This window comes from Blautia sp. An81, assembly GCF_002161285.1.
GTDB lineage: Bacteria > Bacillota > Clostridia > Lachnospirales > Lachnospiraceae > Blautia > Blautia ornithocaccae.
Window position 1 is genome coordinate 127,074 of sequence record NZ_NFHH01000010.1, and the last position, 17,740, is coordinate 144,813.

Annotated in this window: 12 protein-coding genes; 1 reads left to right on the forward strand and 11 read right to left on the reverse strand. The window is 43.3% G+C overall.

What is annotated here, in order from left to right:
• The first annotated feature begins 142 nt into the window (after positions 1–142).
• Complete coding sequence (locus B5G33_RS10700) at positions 143–2,251, forward strand: putative bifunctional diguanylate cyclase/phosphodiesterase (RefSeq protein ID WP_087417645.1); 2,109 nt, start codon at positions 143–145, stop codon at positions 2,249–2,251.
• On the opposite strand, the gene B5G33_RS10705 is transcribed toward B5G33_RS10700, so the two are convergent.
• The 11 genes from B5G33_RS10705 to B5G33_RS10755 all read right to left on the reverse strand — a co-directional run bounded on the left by B5G33_RS10705 (position 2,252) and on the right by B5G33_RS10755 (position 17,627).
• Positions 2,252–4,771: an ATP-binding protein gene (locus B5G33_RS10705; RefSeq protein ID WP_087417646.1), complete on the reverse strand. Its 2,520-nt coding sequence runs from the start codon at positions 4,769–4,771 to the stop codon at positions 2,252–2,254. It abuts the gene before it with no gap.
• A 100-nt stretch (positions 4,772–4,871) separates the two neighbouring features.
• On the reverse strand, positions 4,872–5,405 hold the full coding sequence (locus B5G33_RS10710) for a signal peptidase I (RefSeq protein ID WP_242974654.1): 534 nt from the start codon (positions 5,403–5,405) through the stop codon (positions 4,872–4,874).
• Between the two features lie 17 nt (positions 5,406–5,422).
• Positions 5,423–6,541, reverse strand: coding sequence for a MucBP domain-containing protein (locus B5G33_RS10715; protein ID WP_242974656.1), 1,119 nt, complete (start codon positions 6,539–6,541; stop codon positions 5,423–5,425).
• Complete coding sequence (locus B5G33_RS10720; RefSeq protein ID WP_087417647.1) at positions 6,538–7,332, reverse strand: sortase B protein-sorting domain-containing protein; 795 nt, start codon at positions 7,330–7,332, stop codon at positions 6,538–6,540. Before B5G33_RS10720 ends, B5G33_RS10715 begins: the two co-directional genes overlap by 4 nt.
• 13 nt (positions 7,333–7,345) lie before the next feature.
• The gene (locus B5G33_RS10725) at positions 7,346–8,107 is read right to left on the reverse strand and encodes a hypothetical protein (protein WP_087417648.1); all 762 of its coding nucleotides are present in this window, start codon (positions 8,105–8,107) and stop codon (positions 7,346–7,348) included.
• Positions 8,107–8,634, reverse strand: coding sequence for a hypothetical protein (locus B5G33_RS10730; RefSeq protein ID WP_204247375.1), 528 nt, complete (start codon positions 8,632–8,634; stop codon positions 8,107–8,109). The genes B5G33_RS10725 and B5G33_RS10730 overlap by 1 nt, the downstream gene beginning before the upstream one ends.
• Before the next feature lie 13 nt (positions 8,635–8,647).
• The gene (locus tag B5G33_RS10735; RefSeq protein WP_242974670.1) at positions 8,648–9,706 is read right to left on the reverse strand and encodes a DUF5979 domain-containing protein; all 1,059 of its coding nucleotides are present in this window, start codon (positions 9,704–9,706) and stop codon (positions 8,648–8,650) included.
• Between the two features lie 42 nt (positions 9,707–9,748).
• Positions 9,749–10,621, reverse strand: a complete 873-nt coding sequence (locus B5G33_RS10740) for a class C sortase (RefSeq protein ID WP_087417649.1) — start codon at positions 10,619–10,621, stop codon at positions 9,749–9,751.
• A complete protein-coding gene (locus B5G33_RS10745; RefSeq protein ID WP_087417650.1) occupies positions 10,618–11,496 on the reverse strand; it encodes a class C sortase in 879 nt (292 codons plus the stop codon). The genes B5G33_RS10740 and B5G33_RS10745 overlap by 4 nt, the downstream gene beginning before the upstream one ends.
• 572 nt (positions 11,497–12,068) lie before the next feature.
• Entirely contained in the window at positions 12,069–13,649 is a 1,581-nt protein-coding gene (locus B5G33_RS10750) for a SpaA isopeptide-forming pilin-related protein (RefSeq protein ID WP_087417651.1), read from the reverse strand.
• Positions 13,650–13,748: 99 nt separating this feature from the next.
• Positions 13,749–17,627 carry a SpaA isopeptide-forming pilin-related protein gene (locus tag B5G33_RS10755; protein ID WP_087417652.1) on the reverse strand — a complete coding sequence of 1,293 codons (3,879 nt, stop codon included), beginning with the start codon at positions 17,625–17,627 and terminating at the stop codon, positions 13,749–13,751.
• Positions 17,628–17,740 lie beyond the last annotated feature (113 nt).

The following is a 17,740-nucleotide window of genomic DNA, read 5'->3' on the forward strand; positions in this document are numbered from 1 at the left end:
ATCTTACTCCTTATTTGTGTTCAGTATATAATAGAAATCGCGGAAGTGTCAAGCTGGCCGAGACTCAGAACAGGGTAGAAAAATCTTCTGTTCTGTTATATAATACAGGAAATATTATGTCGAATTTTGTCGAGGGAAAAAAATGAACAACGAATACTTTAATATTAAAGACCTGACGGAAAAGCTCCAGATTTCCAATATTCCGGACGAACTGTTTTCAGAAGCTTTTCTGCTGGATTATGAAAAAAACACCCTGCTGATGAGCAGGAGCATGGCGGAAGTTTTCACAGACACAGACCATGGCCGCAAGGGACGTATCTCCCTGGACGAACTGCTGAATTATTTTACCGCTGCCAGCCGCAGCGTATTTCTCCATGATCTGGCACTTCTGAAGAAAAGAAAGCAGTCTAAGACAGACAGTCATCTGGATATTATCAAAGATGGAACCATCGCCAATATCCTGATCGTCATGCTGCCCCTGGAGACTCCCGGTTTTATTCTGGGCATCGTCCATCTGAATTTTGACCTTACCCATGATCACAATCTGCAGCTGGAAGAAACCATCCGGCAGCTGCGGCAGGCAGAAACTGTCAATCAGCTGATTCTGGAGGGAAGTACCGATTATATCTATCAGCTTGACCTGGTCAACAATGTGTGCACCTTCTCTCCCAAAGCCGTAGATGTGCTGCCTCTTGAAAGCAATACCTTTTCAAATGCCATGGACCGGCTCCTGGGCTTTATCATTCCTGAAGACCGCAGCGTATTTCTGGACTCTTTCGCCCCCTTTTTAAGCGGCAAAAGCAAATATCACAGGGCAGAATACCGGGTAAAGACCAAGTTTGATACCGTCATCTGGATACGCTGCCAGGGAAAAGGAATACACGATGAAAACGGAAATCCGCTGATGATCGCCGGATCTCTGATAGATATCACAGAACAGAAAGCCTATGAAGAAAGGCTGAAAAATATTCTCTATTATGACATACTCACAGGTCTGAAAAACCGGAACTGTTTTGAGAAGGATATGAAAAAACATCTGGAGGATCCTTCTGCCACCGGAAGCGTTTTATGCATCGATATCCATAACTTCAAAATTTTCAATGAGATTTTCGGCAGGGATTTTGCCAACAAGATTTTAATAGAATTTACCCGCATCATCAACCTGTACATCAGTGACAATCTGGGCGTTTATCGTCTGGAAGGCGATGAGTTCCTGGTCCATATCAGAGAAAATACCCAGGAACAGATTCTGGAAAAACTGATTCCTTTCCAGATGTATCTGAGCCGAGAGCGGACTTTGGAAGGCCATGTGATCTTCATACGAGCCAATATAGGTGTGGCTATGTATCCCCAGAACGGCAGAACCAGCGAAGAACTGATACAAAATGCAAACATGGCTCTGCTGATGCGTTCTAAATCTAATTCTCACCAGACTGTCTTCTTCCGCAGCGAAAATCTGGACAGCCTGAACAAAAAATATATTCTGGAAAGAGTGCTCCGCCAGGATGTTGCTGATGGTATGAAAAATTTTCACCTGGTATTCCAGCCGGTTATCGAAGTGGAAAATAAGACCGCAAAATACCATGGGGCTGAAGCCCTTCTCCGGTATCAGACTCCTGATCTAGAAGGTATCTCTCAGGAAGAGCTGATTGAGACCCTGGAATACTCCGGTCTGATTCTTAACGTAGGAAGATGGGTGGTAAAGCAGTCTATAAGAGAATGTAAAAACTGGCATAAGATGGGCTTCGACCTCTATATGAACATCAATATTTCCGCCCAGCAGGTATCAGATAAGGATTTGATTTTCTATATCCGTAAATGCTGCCAGGACGCTGACCTGGAGCCTAAATGGCTTGTTTTTGAACTGACAGAGACCTCTCTAATCAACAACTTTGAGATTGCCGACCAGTTCTGCCGGGATCTGAGGGAAATGGGAGCCGGAGTAGCCTTGGATGATTTCGGCACCGGCTACTCCAGTTTTACCTACCTGAAAAAACTGACGATCTCCCAGATTAAAATTGACCGGGAATATATCCATCAAATAAGCAAAGATTCCTATAATCAGCTTTTCCTGAAATGTCTCTACGACCTGGGCAGCAATCTTGGTGTAAAGATCTGCGCCGAAGGTGTAGAAACTGAAGAAACCTACCAGAAAATGCTGGAAATGGGCGTGCCGCTGATGCAGGGATTTTATTTTAATCCTCCCCTGGAGTCAGAGGAATTCCGCAGGCAGATCAGCATGTCCCGGTAGTTATGTTCCATTCCTTTTTAGGCCAGCCATGGTCTTTTTCAAAATATTGAAGTCAATAGGCTTGGAAATATGGGCGTTCATACCTGCCTTTCTGGTCAAAGCAATGTCCTCGGCAAAGGCATTGGCTGTAACCGCTATGATCGGGATCTTCCGGGCGTCGGCTCTGCCGGAATTCCGGATACGTTCCGCCGCCTGGCAGCCGTCCATTACTGGCATCTGCATATCCATCAGGATAAAATCAAAATAGAAAGGTTCATGTTCCAGATAAAGTTCCAATGCTTCCCTGCCGTTCCATGCCTGGGTAATCTTCAGGCCGCAGGCCGCCAGGATTTCTGCTGCGATTTCCATATTGATCTCATTATCCTCTGTAAGCAGCACGCGCATGCCTGCCAGATCCATTTCCTCCCCGGCGCTGCTGGCGGCCTGAGCAGAGATTTCTTCCTTCTGAAGAGCCTCTCCCTCATGAAGTTCCAGAGGAAGGATCACTTGGAATACAGAACCTTTTCCCAGCTCGCTAGCCACTTCAATACTTCCCTCCATTTTCCGGACCAATTCATAGACAATGGGCATTCCCAGTCCTGTTCCAGCTACATTGGCGGCGCCGAATCTGGTTTCTCTCTCAAAAGGCACAAAAATTTTTTTAAGGAACTCTTGACTCATGCCAAATCCGTTGTCACTTACTGTAAAATGATATTTTCTGTAATTGTTCCTGCTGTCCCGAATCTCCTCCACATGGAATTCAATCCGGCCATCTTCTCCAGTAAACTTAAAAGCATTGGAAAGCAGGTTATTAAGAATCTGCTGTATCCTGCCCCAGTCTCCTTCCACTTCTCCATGTTCAATCTGAATGGAGCAGATAAATTGTTTTCCCGAATTATCTGCCTGAATCTGAAAAATAGAAGCCAGTTCCTCCAGATTCCTTTTCAAATGGAAGTTGCTGTTTTTAATCTCCAGTTTTCCCTGTTCCATCTTGGACATCTCCAGGATATCATTGATCAGGCCCAGGAGCTGGTTTCCAAGAGATTCTATCTTTTTCACTGACTCTCTGACTTTTTCTGAGTCTTCTATATTTCTTGAAATGATCTCCGTCAGTCCTATAATCCCGTTTAAAGGCGTACGCATATCATGAGACATAAGAGAAAAGAACATATTCTTGGATTTTGCCATTTTATCCACATTTTCCAGAGACTGCTTCAGGAATTTCAGTCTGGATAAATCCTCTTCCTTCTTATCATTTACATCCCTAAAGCAAAGGACCACAGATCCTTGCTTCAGAGACTCATCATAGAGCATCTGGACATGGACCCAACGGTATTCGTTATTGAAAAGTCTTTTAAAATCTCCTCCGAAATCCCGCACTCTCCTCTTGGTCAGTTCTCTCATGTTTTCAATGGAAAAGGTCTGGATATATTCCTCATACACGTCTTCATGGATCACCTCAGACATAACTTTCAGCAAATCTCTGTATTCGCCTCTGGGTGGGAGTTCTGAGCGGACATAATCTGATCCTTTAAGCATGGAATATGTTTCCTCTTTCAGATTGATCATATACAGTGCATAATAGGAATTTCCCAGAACCCCTACCACGTCATTATATAGCCTTGCTTTCTTATTACTCCGATGATCCAGAATCAGATAAACTCCGGACAGGATCACAAATCCGGCTGCTATGGGGCCGAATACCAGCCATATATTATCTGTAGCGCTGAGAAGTTCATCATAAGGCATAGTGATCACCGTGTACCATCCGGAATCCAGCACGTAGTAATAGACACCCCTCTTTTCCCCTTCTGTTCCTATGATGTAGGAGTCGTATCTGTCATGCTTTCCTTCCTGGATTTCCTGAAAAATACGCAGAAATCTCTCCTGGAGATTTTCTCCGCTTCCAGAACTTAGATAATTATCGATCAGCATCCCATCCTGATCGCAGAGAAAATAGTTGCATCCCTGAGGCAGATCCACTACATTTTCAGGCAGTGCGATTCCATCCAGATAGACATCCAAAGCGATCACATCCTGGGAATTTCCAAGCTCTTTTGCAATGGTGACTACCTGTCTTTGGAGGCGGACATCGGTATAAACGCTTGTGTATATGACCTCGCCTTTGGATGCCAAAGCCTCCTGATACCACTGAGCAGTCCCCGGATCAAAGGTTTCATCTCCCTCCCAGTAAGTAGCAGCCTCCATTTTGCCGTCAATATATCCATAAAGTTCTATATTGTTCAGCTCCATGGTCTCTTCTATATAGCCTTTGTATTTTTCCAGCATGTCTGAAAGATCTGCGCCATCGGCACTATTCTGGATCTGGTATTCTACTGTACGTAAAACCGTTTCATACTGATTCAGATAAGTTTCCTCATTAATTGCAAATCTTCTGGCAATCTCGTCTCCCATTCGCTGAGCGTTGTTCAGAAGCGCCTCATTCATAAACTTTACACTGAATGGAAACAGCCCCAGTACGATCAGCATGATCAGCAGCAGGAATCCATACTTTTTCCAGTCTTTTCTCTTTTTATTCATTTTGTCTTCTCCTATAGATAAGCCTTTTATGTCTTATCTATAACTATATTCTATTCTCTTTCAGAACTCAATATCTATGGCAGGGATTCCTGCTTTTTCTTTATTTTTTTCCTTCTAGGAGGTTACCGATCAAATGAAAGAGCATAGCTGCTATAATCACGGCTCCGGCAGCAGCTTTTCCCTGGATACTGGTAAACAGCTGAGCGGATTTTCCCAGCCATGGGATTGACATGGCCGCTTTTCCAATAAAATCCTCATAATCTACCGGATTTACGTCTGCTTTCTCATTAGCATCACCCTTGGTGGTAAACTGTCCCATAAGGGTATTATTCTCCACTACCCGGTGGGTGATCACCGCTGCAGAATCTCTGGCTCCGTAAAAGGCGATCACATCTCCTTCTTCTATGTCCTCCGGCTGGGCGTCTTCAATGTATACAAGACTTCCCGTTGGGATCGCCGGCTCCATACTGCCGCTGACTACTGTATAAATGTCATATCCCATGACCCTGGGCAGGGTAAGCGGCAGGCACAAAGCCACCAGTAAAATTAATAAAACAGTGCCCAGTGCACTGCATAACACAGCCACTGGGCTTTTTCTCTCTTTCCTGTCCATGACGGAAATCCTTTCTGTCATTTATTCTGTCTTTTGTTTTACTTTTTCATGTTTTTCCTAAGTATATAAGCCAGTCCCCCAAGGGCAGCTACTGCCACTACGGCAACGGCTATGCCTGCAACCATAGGGAAGGTACTTCCGGAATCACTGTTTACATTGTCTGAAGCATCAGACTGAGTGCCGTCGCTTCCGTCTTCACCTTCGTCCAGGTCGATCTGGCCCAAAGGTGTTTCTTCATCCTGGATCGCCTCAGTTCCATTGTCTGTAGTTCCTGCTTCTGTTCCATCAACAGTTGTTCCTGCGGTATCTCCCGCCTGTCCGGCATCATCTGCTCCCGCCGCTCCAGTGTCTGTACCTGTACCGGCATCTGCGCCAGTTCCAGCAGTCCCAGCGGCTCCGGCAGCATCTCCGGCAGTTCCAGTACCTGCTGTACCAGCAGTACCGGTACCTGTAACACCTGTTCCTGCCACAGGTACCTGCTGAGTGATCACATTGGTTGTCCCCGGCTCCACAGTAGTAACTGTTACAGTCTCTCCCGGGATCACTTCTACCGGATTTGTTCTGTATTCAAAAGTAAATACATTATCCGCCTGGTTAGCACTGAGAGTTCTGGTAAGTGTCAGGGCTTCCGGATTATAACCTTCCATATACAGATAGGCTACCACCGGCCGGTCTCCAACATTTCCATAATAAGTACGGCTGGGGGCCAGTTCATTTCCATTTTCATCTACATAGTTTACAGTGTAGCTGGTCATATCTCCCCGGATACCGTAAGCAACTACATAATCCTCGTCTCCTGTTACCCAGAAGGCTGGTTCTTCCAGCTGCTCGTCATTGTCACGGCCGCTCATGCGCAGCCCCTGTACATAGTATTTACTTTCCTCATTGAGGCTCACTGCACCCTGGTTTATATCAAAGGATACAACGTCTCCCCGGGTAAGGCCGCTGATAGAGATCCGGTCTTCCTGGCTGGATATGGATACATCTCCTTTGCTGTTGATCTGCAGGCCCTGAGTTCCGCTAAAGACACCCTGGTTTCCTGCATAAAAGGTAACAGTGTAATCATAATTTTCTTCTGCCCATGCAGGAACAGCGGAAAAGCTGAGGACCATAGATGCACTGAGCATGGCAGTCAGAAATTTCTTCAGCTTTCTCATGATCTCAACTCTCCTTCCTCACGGTTCTTTTTCTTTTTCAAAGCCATAATTCCCAGTCCCAGCAATACTAATCCGCTGACCAGAGCGATAGCACTGTAGAGAAGTGTCTGGCTCTCATCCCCAGTCTTTACTCTCTGGGTCCGGTAGATGGTCTTGTCTGCTTCCTTCACTGTCCGGTTGATGACCTTATCCTCTCCCTGGACCGTATCAGCCTGGGCGATCTCTGTGGCGAAGTTCATCTGCAGCTGTGCCAGGGTATTCTGGTAATCATTTCCCTGGGTCTCTCCGTCAAGGGCTACGGTAAGATATACGGTTCCCCCCTGATCGCTTCCCAGCCGGTCCAGGTAGAAGTAATCTTCCAATGATCCGGTGACTTCCTGGAGCGCTTCCTCCCCTTCGTCTCCTCCAATGGTGTCGCTGTCAAAAAGCACGGTCTCCTCTCCCGCAGCATTTACATACCGCAGTTGGTAGCCGTAAGCGCCGCCCTGAGCGGTGCTTCCTTCCTCCAGGCTTTTGATCACTTCATTGGACATATACCAGTCGGTATCTTCCTGGCTGTCATTCTGGACATTTACCTTTAATTCAATGCTGTCTCCGGGGAGGATCCCGTAGATCTCATCGGCCATCTCCTGGGAACTGAAGCTGCTCTCCATCCCATCCCCGTTAAAGGTTACGGACCAGTCTCCCTGGCTGGTAAAGTCTTCTGCATAAACGGTTGTCCCGGTGCCTACGGTCATGGTCCCGGCGATCACTGCCCCGGTCATGACAAGGCACAAAACTTTCTTTCTCATCCTTTTGTACCTCCTATCGTAAGCTGATGCTGTTTCCGTCTTCAGAAACATTTACATCCACGCCCCAGGCGCTCTTGATGGCGTCTGCAGCATTATGGGTCTGGACTGCGTCTGCCTCCACTTCTACGTGGAAGCTGTATCCGTCATAGGCATACTCGGTAGTGATCACCGTGCCTTCGTCGGTCTGTGTCTCTGTCTGGGTTACTTTAGTCCCTACGGCGCTGTCAATGGAAAGGGCGTCCTCTCCTAAAAGCTCCGCTGTACTTTCTCCCGGTGACAGAAGGTTTGTATAATAAAGGACGGTACGCTCTGCTGTGGAGGCGTTCTCATCAATCTGCCAGCCGTTATCAGTAAGGAAGTTCAGCTGGATCAGAGCCGGATCCAGGGAAGTATCCTTGTTTCCTTCCCTGTCCTGCCAGCTCTTGGTAACGATCACCCGGACAAAAGTGTCAATAGAGCCGCTGTTCTTTACGGTAATGGAGTCGTCATATTTCTTGCCTAAGGCCAGCTTCTCGCCGCTCTCCGTATCCAGAAGGTTGGAAAACAGGCTGGTGCTGGTCTCGTTCCACTGGTCATTTCCTGCGTAATCCCGGCTGCTGACAATCTCTCCATTTTCCTCAATGCTGACGCCGATCTGGGAGATGTTTACAGAAGCGGAATAATTTTCACTGAAGTAGGTGAGGGCTGCCCGGGTGCTTCCCACGGTGCTGCCTGCCAGGAGCAGGGCTGCCGCTGATAGAAGGACTGTGGGTACTACTGGTATTTTCTTCTTCATTATTCACCCACCTCCTCATTTCCGTCATAACTGTCCTGGGCAGAATCCATCACATGGTCCCAGTCCCCTGTTGGATTTCCGTTTTCATCATAGATCACAGGAGCGCTTTCCTGAACTACGATTACATTAAAGTCCTGATCACTGTCCATATTGTCAATGGCAATGGTCAGCTCTCCGGAAGTCTCGCCGGGAGAAAGGATCTCACTGTAATAATAGTAATCATCTGCAGCAGGATTCCAGTTCTCTCCGCTGTATACCAGGGCGCTTTCATACTGACTTCCTGCAAAAGCCCGTACACGAACAAAGCAGTCCGTATCTCCTGTATTCTGAATGGTCACATGTTTCGTCCAGTCTTCCACTGTTTCTTCAGGTATAGTGGAAGTAGTCCCCAGACTTAAGGAAACGCCTCCGCCTACCTGGGTGTATGTGGTAAAATAAGCCATTGCGCTTCCCACAGACAGGCCGGCTGTAAGGACGAGGGCCGCTCCTGCCAGACCAAGGGTCTTCTTATTTAAACTCTTTTTCATGGCTTCCTCCCTCCTATTCCTCTGCAGCATTCTGTATGTCTGTGCTGTCTCTGTGCTGGGTCCATCTCCAGGTGCCTTCCTGCTGTGCAGCTCTGGCTGCATTTTCCACATCAGCGCCAGTCTCATTCTCAGGGGCTGTGTATCCGAAATGGTTCACAATGCTGGAACCTCCGTTATTTTCCCCGTTATATGTATTGGCAAAAGAAACTGTTCCCGGGTTTCCCGCCTCGCCCTCTGCAGTTACAGTAAGTGTCTGAGACTCTGCAGTGGTCAGCTCATAGCTGGCTCCGCTGTAAACTTCTGTAACTGTCACCTGGGCTCCTGCAGGAATGTTTCCAATCTCTATGCTTTTTGTTCCCGGTCCGTCAAAAACCAGAGAAATCACGTCGCTGTATACATTTTCCATTGTTCCCTGGCTGTTTTCTTTTTCTGCTTCTACAGAAAAGATAAAGGTAGTCTCTCCCAATGTGGCGTTATAGCTATCCAGTGTCTTGTTGATCTGGATACTTCCATATCTGAGCTCCTGCTCCGGCTTCAAACCAGTGGTTACATCATAAACCCAGGTGTCATCGCCGGTAGAACTGTAATAATTGTTTGGCAGAGACAGCAGGTATGGAGTAAAGCTATAGGTATACTCCGGCGACTGGACCTGCCGGGCTTCTACCAGATACATACCTGTATCCAGATCCCCGGCCATTCCTGTACCTTCTTCGATCACTGCCCTTTCTGCAGGCTCCATATCCTGATCATGGATCAGCTCTGCCGCCTGACCAGCCATTTCTTCCCATTCCTGGGCAGTGGTCTCACTGCTTACCTTATCCAGTCCCAAATCCTGAAATCCGTTCAAAGCTGTATATGCTCCGGTTCCTTCCACATCTGCCACCTTATAAAGGTTCACATCAATGTCCAAAGTCTTCAGTTCTGCAAAATCTCCATCTACCTGGAACTCCACAGAGCAGCTTCTGTCCGTTTCAATCCCTGTTGCGGCCTGTACACTCTGATAAGTCAAAGCCGGCACTGCCAGTACCAGGGCCAGGGCTGCTGCGCCTCCCTGTTTTATTCTCTTCTTCATCTTCACATCTTACCCTCCTCTGATTTTTTCTATTCGGAAAGTCTATGATTTTCTGTTCTTCTTTCCCGGTCTCATCAGGAATCTCAGGAACAGTATGATCAACAATGTCACGGATAAACCGAGTATCAGATATAACATGTAATAATTCTGTACTGCCTGCAGCATAGTATCTACTGGAGTGCTGCTGACTTCTTCCTCTCCCTCATAGGGAACTCTGGTTCCCCGGACTAAAAGCCGGTGGGAATTCACTCCATAAGGGGTACAGGTAAATAAAGTAACCTGGTCTTTGCCTTCTTCTATCTGAAGGGCTTTTTCTAAAGTTTCAGTGTCATCTTTGTCCACCATATCTAAAATCTGATCCACCTGGTAAGCCAAAGTCTCATCCAGCACATGAATGTAAAATTTATCTCCCTTTTCCAGCTGGTCAATATCCGTAAACAATCTGGCGCTGGGAAGTCCCCGGTGGGCTGCCAGAACACTGTGGGTGCTCTCCCCTCCTATGGGAAGCTTGGTCCCATTTAAATGCCCTACTCCAGTCTGCAGGACCTGGTCCGATGTGCCGTGGTAAATGGACAGCTTTATATTGATCTTAGGAATAGACAGATATCCCATAACACCGTCTCCGCCTACATTCAGGACCTGCCAGTATTCGGTTTCTTCCAGCTTCTGATCCTCTTCCCCAAATACATCTCCGTAGATGCTGTTCTGGGTCAGGGTGCCATTGAAGCTCCTGGCCTTCTCCCATTCTGCTGTAAAGTCCTCCGGCTCCATCTCCTCTATGGTGTTTTCATAGGAAGAGATCAGCCGGCTCTGACGGTAGGTATTCCACTGGTCTGCTACTGTAGGATATACCAGAATTCCAAATCCGATGAGAAACAACAGTCCAAAGAGAATTCCCGGTATCTTCTTTTTCATGAACCGTCCTCACCTTCCTTATGCTGCTTTCTCTTCTTATCATAGACATACAGCCCGGCGATAAATCCTCCGGTGATCAGAAGCCCTATGATTACCCAAAGCAGATAGTTAGTGTGGAGGCTTCCGCCAAACAGAGGCGGCTGCTCATCTGCAATAGCTTCCGGTTCATATGGAACCCGGTGGCCTCTCACCAGAAGTCTGTGGCTGTTCACTCCATAAGGGGTGCAGGTCAGAAGAGTTACCAAATCTTCTCCTTCCTCCACAGCCAGATCCTGGGTTTCTTCCGGCTCTACTACAGAAATCTTGTCCACCTCATAGGCCAGGGTATCATCCAGTATATGAAGGAGAAAATGGTCTCCCTCTTCCAGTTGATCCAAATCTGTAAAAAGGGAAGCACTGGGCAAACCTCTGTGTGCAGAAATTACTGCGTGGGTGCTTTCTCCTCCTACTGGAAGAGAACTTCCCTCCAGATGACCAGCAGCCCGTTCCAGGACATCTTCATCAGTAGTGTGGTAAATGGGAAGTTCAATGTTGATCTTTGGAATCTCCACAGTTCCCATCATCTCATCTCCTGCAATATTCAGACAAGCCATATACTCTTCGTCAGGTTCATCAGATGCCTCTGCCACTGCGAAAGAGTCAGGAAGGATAGACGGAAGAAGGGCATCATTATAAGCCTTAGCTCTCGCCCATTCCGCTTCATAATCAATACTTCCCTCAGACTCCATCTGAGATACAGCACTGTCATAACTGCTGATCAGCCGGCTCTGCCGGTAATTGTTCCATTGGTTGGCAACAAACGGATACAGCAGCAAGGACAAACCGGCCAAGAAAAACAGTATAATAATTAAAGTTGTAATAGATTTTTTCTTCATCCGGGCTCTCCTTGTTGTTGTAGTTTTTGTTATTGAATAATTTAGTAATATTTTCAGGGTAAATACAGTTCTTTCAGGGATTCCTGATTTTCAGCGGTATATTTCTGGGTCGAATACGGTTAGTTTCTTGATTTCCTGGTTCTGAGCCGTATATTTTTTTGAGTAATACGGTTACTTTTTCAATTTCCTGATTTTCAACTGTAGTTTTTCGGAAGTGAATACGGTTGCTTTTTTAATCTTCCGATTTTAGGCCGTAGTTTTTCGGTAATGAATACGGTTGTCTTTTTAATCTTCTGATTTTAAGCCGTATTATTTTGATAAAAGTACGGTTGCTTTTCCAGAATCTCTAATATGAGCCGTATAAAACCAGGTTTTCATACGGTTCAAAATCGCATTTTAGAATTTCGAACCGTATGAGTCTGGTAAAATGCACGGTTATTTTATCAAAGCAATCTTTTTAACCGTATCTCACAGCTTCTAATCATCTGTAAGTTTTTGAAGATACTTATGTATCAATGGTTATTAATCAATTTCATAGTGTCTGTCATCGCATGTCACTATGCAAGGTCAGATTATTTGTTCTCTTGTTTTCTGCGGCTTGCAAAGTAGAGACCTGCTGCTGCGATCATGATAGCACAACCACCAACGGTGAAGATTGTTGTACCGATTCCACCGGTGGACGGAAGAGAGGAAAGCTTAGTATCTGTCATATCAGTCTCTGCCGTAAGATTCTGTGTTATTTCTGTACTACCATTAGTTGTCAAAACAGCTTTTGATGAAGTAGTATTAATCGAATATCCTTCTGGAGCGGTTTTCTCTGTAAACCAATAAGTTCCAACATCTAAACCTTCAATGATTAATGTACCATCATCCCCGGTAAATACTTCAGTAATACTTCCTGTCGGATCATATATATAAGCACCTGGAATTGGCTCTCCGTCTTCATTAGTATCTTTAGCCTTAAAGTGAAGTGCAGTATTATTTACAGATTCTCCCTTGCTTACTTCAAATCCAGCTCCTGCAAGCGTTACTGACCCTTCACCTTCCTTCTTTTCATTATATTTTGTCATGGTAATTTGACCTGTATAGAAATTATGTGGATCCTCTGTATCAATGTCACTTCCCGGAGTATGGCCTTTTGCAGTGTTATTTACTGTAATTTCGGTAACTTTTGCATTGTAAGTGATTACAATTTCCTTATTTGCATTACTATTCTGCTTATTTAATACACTACTTAAATCTACGGTAAAAGTATTGGCTTTATCACCTGTACCTTGCACGATTGTAACAGGGATTCCATCGCTGCCTACTACAGGCACTCCATCCATCTCTATAGTAGCATTTGCTAAGTTCTCATATGTAGCGCCAGTAATTTCATCCGAGATGATAAAAGAAGGGGCTGTTTCAGCATCAAATTTCTCTGGTGACACATACGGAACCCTCATACTGATTTCGTATGTGACAATATCTCCAATAGCTACTACCTGATCATTATCATTATCACTATCTGTATCGCCGCCAAGATCTCCTGCTTCGCTACCTTTTTTAGTAATAGAATTATCAGAAATTTTTGCCTCTGCTTGTGTTGTTCCCGTTAAGGCTCCAGTCGTTGGCTCATAATCTACATAAACCAACATAGGAACAGATGTATAACCTTCCTTTTCAACAGTAATTAAATATAATCCTGCTGAATCAATGTCATCAGCTGTAGTAAACGATGCTGTATTTGTGTCATTATTTACAGATACAGAGTTTTGAGCTTTACTGGTAAGACCTAATAAAATATTGCCTATATCCTCATGGGAATGACCTGCATTGACATTCCCATTATCTGTACTTTCAGCATCCTCAAGCAAATCCTCAATTGCTGTTCTTGCATTTTCATCTGAATATTCTGCGCCATCACCCAAATATCCTTTAATAAATGCAGTTGCAATACTATGGTCATCGTCATTTGTGAATTCCCATCCTGAAGGTTCTTCATTATTAGGCTTTACTATCTGTAGATAATTTACTATAGCATCATCTGGTACTTGATTAATTGTAATCGTAGCTCCTTGAGTTGGAGAGACCGGTGCTGCAAATGTCGTCATAGACATTCCCATGATCATTGCTGATGCCATTAATATGGCTAATACTTTTTTTAACTTCATATTTTGTCTCCTTTTCTTTTTCGGATTTCCCGTTTTTTATCCTGCCTTCCTATGCTGTCTTTTGCGGCGCCGGGGCCGCTGAAAAAATTCGTCATATCCCTATTTTCTCAGCACCCCCCTGCGTCGATTGATATATATCATCAGGGAACCTGCCATAAGTAGCAATGTTCCTCCAATCATATACAAGAAGATTCCCGGGCCTCCGGACGAAGGAAGTGAATAAAAAGTCTTATCTTTATAATAATAATAAACTGTAGAGTCATCTGCTGTTGGACCAGTAGATTCTATACTCTCTCCACTATTACTAGTAATGGACTTCAACTTTCCGTCTTTATTAATATTAATCGTCCATTCTTCTTCACTTCTCATATATCCCTGAGGTGCTGTTTTTTCAGTTAAAATATATGTGCCTTCTTGAAGTTTTTCTATATCTTGGCCATTTTCTTTCCAGATAATTTTACCATTTTCATCTGATTCTCCTGTATAAGCAAGTATGTCGCCTTTCTTTAGCTCAAATACAGCTCCCTGAAGTTTTAAACTACTGTCATTAGCACTTACTTTAAGAATTCCCCAGTCATCAATTACTTTTTCATTAATGCATGTCACTATGCCCTTAACTCCATCCTTCGTATATGTATAATCGGACGAAATTACATTATTTCCATTCACATCCTTTCCCATGGTAAAAGTAATTTTGGAGTTATCTCTACTCAGTAAATTCTCGCAGTCTGTATCATCTCCTACATCCCATTCTTTTATATCGTATCCATTAGCAGTGCTTTCTGTAATTTCATATTCACCACGAGACAATCCCTTTAATTCATCTCCACTATACGTAACTTCTGTTTCTCCTTGCGGAACTGTTATAGTAATATTTTTAAAGTCCTCTCCATCCTTTTTGATATTAAAAGTAAATGATTGTTCTGGATCATTCCCTGTTGTTTCTATTTTTTTTGTAATTTGTATCTCTCCTGAAATTACATGAACCGTATAAATACCATAAAGCTTACTTGAATCCGTTTTATTAACAGCCTGTACCAAGGTATCTTCTATTCCATCGTCATAGCCCGCAATATATGTTTTTCCATCCTTAGTTGTATTTTCTTCACTCTTATCTGACGAACTTCCTGCATTATATGTGACTTTTAAATAATATTTGGTATCACTTTCTGGTTTTTGGCTATTTAAAGCTTCAAATCCTCCAGTAATTTCCTGCGTCAGGTTTTCATCTGAATACCAGTTAAAGATAAAGTCGTTTTCTTCAACACCTTCATACTCTGTATTGATGTTTGCAGAATCAAAAAACGCATTTTTTATTGCCTCCTCTGTGGGAACACTATCACCTTTATATATGGTAACTTCCTTATTTCCCACCTCTAGGTCGGCTTTAACATTTACCGGCGGTTGAGGAAGAACTGCATCTCCGTACCCAGTACTAATTTTAGAGTCAGGTTCAATATTGGTAGTTACATTATTTCCGCCTATATAATCTTCTTTTGCTTGTACTTTAAAAGATTGTCTCCATTCTTCTCCCTTTGCACTGTTTGGGATTGTCTGTTCCGTCCATACAATATACTGATACCCCGTGGTTGTATCATAATATACAGTACCACCATTTTCTAATGTAATACCATTTTCAATACCCGGATACTCCTTAGTGATCGGTTCTCCACTATCGTCTAAAATTACAAATCTTGGATCAATCACATCTTTTATTTCTGCATTTTTTATTTCCGGATTACTTGTGATAGTATCTTGGATTTTCTTAAAAATTTCTTTTAATTCGTCTGTATTTTCTGCTGTTAATGCACATCCTTCTGAAGCAATTTCATCTCTTAACCATTCCTTTCTAGCATTAGATAGATTAAGACCCACTGTATATATAACGACACCTTCCTGCTTCAAAGAATCTGCCGCCGTTTCCGCAGCTGTACTCCATCCATCATCTGGATCTCCATCAGTAAATAAAATCACATATTCTTTAACATCTTTTTTCTCCGGATCTCGGTTTTCACTTAATTCTTCCCTAGCCAGCTCTAATCCTAAACTAGGTCTTGTTCCAGCTGAAGCATAAATAGAACCAATGCTCCGTACTAAATCTTCTGTCTCTGTAAGAGATGTAAGTTCCTCTCTTAAGTCCCCTCTCGAATTAAATGTTGCAATACCTATCTTACTTTCAGGAGAAGCTTCTCCTATAGCAGAAGTAAATGCGATGGCAGCTTCTTTTAATCCTGTCAGACTACTATCTATTGTATAAACATAAGTGTTGCTTGATTTATTTATAGTTTGCCAACTATTTCCATTATAATAGATCCATGCTCCATCTTGATAAATCATAGGTTGTTTGGCATTAGTATATGACCAAGTATATCCGCCCTCTTTATATTCTACTTTCGTCTTATCACCGCTGAAATAATAAACTTTTGTTGTATCAAGTTCTTGTTTTACGTTTACATATTTTCCTATTCGAGCAAATCCATACTCGTCATTATATGTCGTATCGCCCATATTGGTATGTTCATACAACATACTTCCAGATGTATCTAATACCAGCATAGTATTAGATATCGCATCTTTTTCTTCTGTCGTAGTAGATGTAAGTTTTGATGAGGCAGAAATTGTTATATCATAAGTTCGCTCATTCCAATCATCAAGTTTGACGGTTTTATCATAGTCCATAGCAGAATCTACTTGTTCTTCTTCTGTCAAGTTTAGAATCTGATAATAAGATCCTTTTTTATTTGTGTATTCTGTTGTTCCATCAGATAAATACATCGTAGCTACTGCTGCCCCATTCTCATCTAGCTCCACTTTTACAATCCAATTACTTAACGAGGGCATATACCCATTTGGTGCTACATTTTCTTTTAGTGTATAAGTTCCTACTCTAAGCTTTGTAAATTGAACAGTACCATTGGAGGTAGATGTAGATGACTGGGTTTCACCTGTTGCTTGATTTACCAGCTCAAATCGTGCTCCCTCCAACCCCTCTCCTTTCTTATTTACTTTTGTTAACAAGAGATCCGCCATGGGTACATTTGTAACTTCTGATATTCTCGCAGAAGGAAGTGTAAAATTCATAGAACAATTGGATTCACCTGCACCTCGTTCCATATAAAGGACTGTAAGGGTATGCTCCTGTTGTTTTTCATCCTCTGTAAGAGTTTCTGGATAACCTATATAGTCCCATAAATCTACTTCTTTAGTTGCTGCATTATGAATTCCACCTAAATCAATGACTACCTCATCTCCATCTAAGACGACCCAAAGATCATCATCTCCTGTAAAGCTGTAGTTCAATGGTCCTATATAATCACCAATTTTGAATGTCACATCATAGCGCATCCCAAAGTAATAATTATGTTTTGTATGTTTATCATTGTAGTCATCTCCCAAACTACTATCAGCCTTTGTAGTATTGGCTTCTTCATAGTCCACACGGACACCATCCAGCGGAAAGAAATCTTTTCCTGCATTTGTTGTTATTCGATCTGCACTATCTTTAACAGATTTTAAAGTATAAGAATCTCCTTTCTGCTCAAATTCCAATGTATAATCATTATATATGCGTCTCAAATATCGGGTTTGTCCATCATCATATGTAATGGTAGCATCACTATCCTCAAAAAATCCCGGTTCTGGATAATTAAATACTACATTTCCTTCTTCATCAAGTCCCCTTAATAATCCTTGAACAACACTATCTCCACCAGTCCATTCATTTGCATTTTTACCATTAACAATAACATTATATTTATATCTATCGTAATTCTGTCCGGATTCACCTGCCGTTAATTTTTGTCCATCTCCCAGCATATTGAAGGAATAATATGTATCGTTTTCCCAGTGATAGTATCCCTCACCAATTCCTGCTTTTACCGTATAATCATAAAATTTAACAGCTCCTGAAACTGAAGGCTCTTGTTTTGGCGTATAGTAAATAATAATAGTACTGTCTGATGTAACTTTAATTGTCATTCAGCAAATTAAATGATACTAAAATCAGCAGATTATCTGCGTCCTTTTAAGTGGGGTTAGCTTGAGCCGGCTCATTTTATTTGCGGCCTATCACTCACTTTGTTTACGATGGA

Bases quoted from the DNA above. Each gene is read 5' to 3' on its own strand.
- B5G33_RS10755 (WP_087417652.1), bottom strand. From the start codon at position 17,627: ATGACAATTAAAGTTACATCAGACAGTACTATTATTATTTACTATACG.
- B5G33_RS10700 (WP_087417645.1), top strand. From the start codon at position 143: ATGAACAACGAATACTTTAATATTAAAGACCTGACGGAAAAGCTCCAG.
- B5G33_RS10720 (WP_087417647.1), bottom strand. From the start codon at position 7,332: ATGAGAAAGAAAGTTTTGTGCCTTGTCATGACCGGGGCAGTGATCGCC.
- B5G33_RS10705 (WP_087417646.1), bottom strand. From the start codon at position 4,771: ATGAATAAAAAGAGAAAAGACTGGAAAAAGTATGGATTCCTGCTGCTG.
- B5G33_RS10740 (WP_087417649.1), bottom strand. From the start codon at position 10,621: ATGAAAAAGAAGATACCGGGAATTCTCTTTGGACTGTTGTTTCTCATC.
- B5G33_RS10730 (WP_204247375.1), bottom strand. From the start codon at position 8,634: ATGAAAAAGAGTTTAAATAAGAAGACCCTTGGTCTGGCAGGAGCGGCC.
- B5G33_RS10750 (WP_087417651.1), bottom strand. From the start codon at position 13,649: ATGAAGTTAAAAAAAGTATTAGCCATATTAATGGCATCAGCAATGATC.
- B5G33_RS10735 (WP_242974670.1), bottom strand. From the start codon at position 9,706: ATGAAGAAGAGAATAAAACAGGGAGGCGCAGCAGCCCTGGCCCTGGTA.
- B5G33_RS10725 (WP_087417648.1), bottom strand. From the start codon at position 8,107: ATGAAGAAGAAAATACCAGTAGTACCCACAGTCCTTCTATCAGCGGCA.
- B5G33_RS10745 (WP_087417650.1), bottom strand. From the start codon at position 11,496: ATGAAGAAAAAATCTATTACAACTTTAATTATTATACTGTTTTTCTTG.
- B5G33_RS10715 (WP_242974656.1), bottom strand. From the start codon at position 6,541: ATGAGAAAGCTGAAGAAATTTCTGACTGCCATGCTCAGTGCATCTATG.
- B5G33_RS10710 (WP_242974654.1), bottom strand. From the start codon at position 5,405: ATGACAGAAAGGATTTCCGTCATGGACAGGAAAGAGAGAAAAAGCCCA.